Here is a 3,231-nt window from a genome sequence, read left to right on the forward strand (position 1 = left end):
CAAGACGCTCGGCTGGGATACCCCAGCCGAGCGTCTACGTGATCTACTCACCGTCTGAAACCAAGCGGTGTTGCGACGACCCCTTGAACCCAAGCCGAGGCTCAGGCCTTCAGCTTGCGCCAGACCGCTTCCAGGGCCGCGATGTCGCCCTCGTCGAGCCGGTCGGTGAAGACCGGCGCGAGGACGGCCCGCCGGGTGGCGTCGGCCTCCGCGAAGGCCGCGCGGCCCTGCCCGGTCAGTTCGATCCGCACCGACCGGGCGTCCGAGGCGGACGGCGTGCGGGCCACCAGGCCGCGCGCGGCCAGGGCCTCGACCACCCGGGAGACCTGGCTGCGGCTGAGCATCGTCTTCGCGCCCAGGTCGGAGGCGGCGACCGGCTCCTGCTGCCCGTCGAGCCAGAGCATCACCTCGAACCAGGACAGCGACAGCCCGTGCACCCGGGTGAGCTCGCGGTCCACCTGGGCGGCGAGGGTGGTGCCGGCCCAGACCAGGCCGTAGAAGGCGTGGTCCCGCTCGGACAGCGGGCCCAGGGAGAGGTCGGCACGGTTCATGACGTTCATCGTACCGAGGTGCGTGCGCGTGCACGGACTCCGCGCACGCGCACGACCGGGGCGGCCTGGCAGGGCCTAGAACGCCTGGTGGTCCGGCTCGCAGACCGTGCCGGGCGGCGGGAGCTCACCGCTGACCAGGTACCGCTGCTCGCGGTCCCAGGCGCAGGCGCTCGGGTTGCCCAGCGCCGTGTGGCCGTAGCCGTGGACGGTCAGCAGGCGGCCGCGGGCGAGGGTGTCGGCCAGCGCGCGGGACCCCTCGTAGGGCCAGGCCGGGTCGCCGGTGAGGGCCACGACCAGGATCGGCGCGGAGGTCGGCCGGTTCCACGGGCCGGTGTAGCGGTCCCGGGCCGCCTCGGCCGGCCAGGCGGCGCAGCGCTGGTTCTGCCAGACCAGGTACGGGCCGGTGGCGCCCGCACGGGCCCGGGCGAGGGCGGACAGCGCCGGGTACGTGGTGTCGGCGGCCGGGTCGGCGCTGGAGGCGGGCGGGTTGACGGTGTCGGCGCAGAGCGCCCCGAGGGTCTGCGCCTGCTTGAGCTGGCCGCCGGTCGGCAGCGGCGCCGAGGCGTCCGGGGCGGCGGTCCACAGCTGCTGGAGCAGTCCGCCCAGCGCCGGCCAGCCGGTGCCGGGGGCGTTCGGCACCGGGGTGGCGGCGTAGAGCATCGGCAGGACGGTGGAGGCGGTGGAGGCCTGGTCGAAGGTGACCGCCGCCGGCGGGGTGCCGAGCGTCACCGGCGTCCGGCCGAGCCGGTCGAGCAGTTCGGCGAACTTGGCGCGGGTGGCGTCCCGGTCCGCCGCCGCGAAGGCGCAGGCGGTGGGGCCGGCGTCGGCGCACTGGTCGAGGAAGGCGTCGAGGGTGCGGGCGCCGGCGAGGTCGCTGCCGGTGCGCAGGAACGGCGGCAGGGCGCGCTGCTGCGGCGAGCGCCCGGTGGACCAGGCCACCGGGTCGGGGGCGCTGTCCAGCACCATCGCGCGCACCCGGGTCGGGAAGAGGTTGGCGTAGGTGGCGCCCAGGTAGCTGCCGTACGAGGTGCCGAGGTAGCTCAGCCGGCGGTCGCCGACGGCGGCGCGCAGCTGGTCCAGGTCGCGGGCCGTGTCGGCGGTGGACAGGTGGGCGAGCAGGCCGGTCCGCTCGTTGTCGGCGCACTGGCGGCCGAAGCGCGCGTACGTCGTCGCCCAGGCCGACTCCTGGGCGGCGCCGACCGGGTAGCCGGCCGGCTGGCCGGCGAGCAGGCCCTGCTCGGCCGCCGCGTCCGGGAAGCACTGCGGCAGGGTGGAGTCGCCGACGCCGCGCGGGTCGAAGCTGACCAGGTCGAACCGCTCCCGCACCTGCGCCGGGAGCATCCCGTACACGGCGGGCAGCGCCTGGGTACCGGGCACGCCCGGGCCGCCGGGGTTGAAGAACAGCGAGCCGATCCGGTGCGCCGGGTCGGTCGCGGGGTGCCGGATGACGGCCAGCTCGACGGTGCGCCCGGCCGGGTCGCGGTAGTCCATCGGCATCGTGGCACGGGCGCAGTCGAAGTCCGGCACGCAGGACCGCCAGTCCAGCCGGGGCACCGGCGCCGCGGGGGCGGCCGCCGCCGAGGCGGCCGGGGCGAGACCGGCCAGCAGCAGCCCGGCGGCCGCGGCGGCACCGGTTCTGAGGGCGGAGGTGAGGCGGGGTCGGGGCATGGGCAGGGCCTCCCGTTCGGTGAACTGACGTGCGATCACCAAGGTTCGGGGCAACCGCTGTCAGACCTCTCACACCCCACCGGCACCGCTGTCATGCCGCTGTCACCACCACCCCATGGGGCTCGGGCGACTCACGCGACTCAGGCGGGCTTGCGGGCCAGCAGGTAGGCCTGCGGGGTCGGCTGCACGCCCTCCTCCGGCTCGCGGAGCGTGCGGGAGGTGAGCCGCAGGCCGGCCGCGCGGACCAACTCCGCGATCCGGTCCGGCTGCTGGCGGCGGAAGTCCAGCGCCACCGGGTGGCCGAAGGGCTGGTCGATCCGCAGGGGCTCGTCACCGACCTGGAAGGCGAGCAGCAGGTGGCCGCCCGGGGCGAGCACCCGCGTGAACTCGGCGAACACCTCCGGCAGGCGCTCCGCCGGGGTGTGGATGATCGAGTACCAGGCGACCGCGCCGGTCAACTCGCCGTCCCGCAGCGGGAGGTCGAACAGCGAGCCCTCGGCGAAGTCCAGCCCGGGGTACGTCGCGCGGGCCAGCTCGACCATCCGCGGCGACAGGTCGATGCCGCGGACGTCGAGGCCGAGGCCGTGCAGGTGGTGCGTCACCCGGCCGGGGCCGCAGCCCAGTTCGGCCACCGGGCCGTCGGCGCGCCCGGTACGGACCGACTCGGCGCGGACCAGATCGGCGAAGGCCGCGAGCACCGCCCGGGACAGCGGCTCACCGGCCAGTTCGTCGCGGAAGCGGTCGGCGTAGTCGACGGCGACGGCGTCATAGAACGCCCTGGTCGTGGCGAGGAAGTCCGGCTCGGTCATGGTCCGGCACCCTACTCGTCACCGCCGGGCCCAGGGCGTGTCCAACTCCAGCTCCGCCACCGCCTGATCGCCGCTCGTCTCGCCGGTCGGGCGGAAGCCCAGCCCGGCTACGGCAGGTTGCGGGCCATGACGATGCGCTGGACCTGGTTGGTCCCCTCGTAGATCTGGGTGATCTTCGCGTCCCGCATCATCCGCTCCACCGG

General features: G+C 75.4%; 4 protein-coding genes. All 4 read right to left on the minus strand.

The annotated features are described in order from the left end of the window. Positions 1-101: 101 nt before the first annotated feature. The gene (locus tag ACFVTF_RS38480; RefSeq protein ID WP_371518575.1) at positions 102-551 is read right to left on the minus strand and encodes a MarR family winged helix-turn-helix transcriptional regulator; all 450 of its coding nucleotides are present in this window, start codon (positions 549-551) and stop codon (positions 102-104) included. A gap of 75 nt (positions 552-626) precedes the next feature. After that, positions 627-2,219: an alpha/beta hydrolase gene (locus ACFVTF_RS38485; protein WP_387818873.1), complete on the minus strand. Its 1,593-nt coding sequence runs from the start codon at positions 2,217-2,219 to the stop codon at positions 627-629. Between the two features lie 140 nt (positions 2,220-2,359). Continuing rightward, entirely contained in the window at positions 2,360-3,028 is a 669-nt protein-coding gene (locus ACFVTF_RS38490; RefSeq protein WP_387818874.1) for a class I SAM-dependent DNA methyltransferase, read from the minus strand. 107 nt (positions 3,029-3,135) lie between these two features. Continuing rightward, positions 3,136-3,231: acyl-CoA dehydrogenase family protein (locus ACFVTF_RS38495; RefSeq protein ID WP_157849844.1), on the minus strand; the 96-nt coding region annotated here is incomplete at its 5' end.

This window comes from Kitasatospora sp. NPDC057940 (assembly GCF_042887425.1).
GTDB lineage: Bacteria > Actinomycetota > Actinomycetes > Streptomycetales > Streptomycetaceae > Kitasatospora.

What these genes read in the sequence shown, in the direction of transcription:
- ACFVTF_RS38480 (WP_371518575.1), bottom strand. Translation starts at nt 551, where the DNA reads ATGAACCGTGCCGACCTCTCCCTGGGCCCGCTGTCCGAGCGGGACCAC.
- ACFVTF_RS38485 (WP_387818873.1), bottom strand. Translation starts at nt 2,219, where the DNA reads ATGCCCCGACCCCGCCTCACCTCCGCCCTCAGAACCGGTGCCGCCGCG.
- ACFVTF_RS38490 (WP_387818874.1), bottom strand. Translation starts at nt 3,028, where the DNA reads ATGACCGAGCCGGACTTCCTCGCCACGACCAGGGCGTTCTATGACGCC.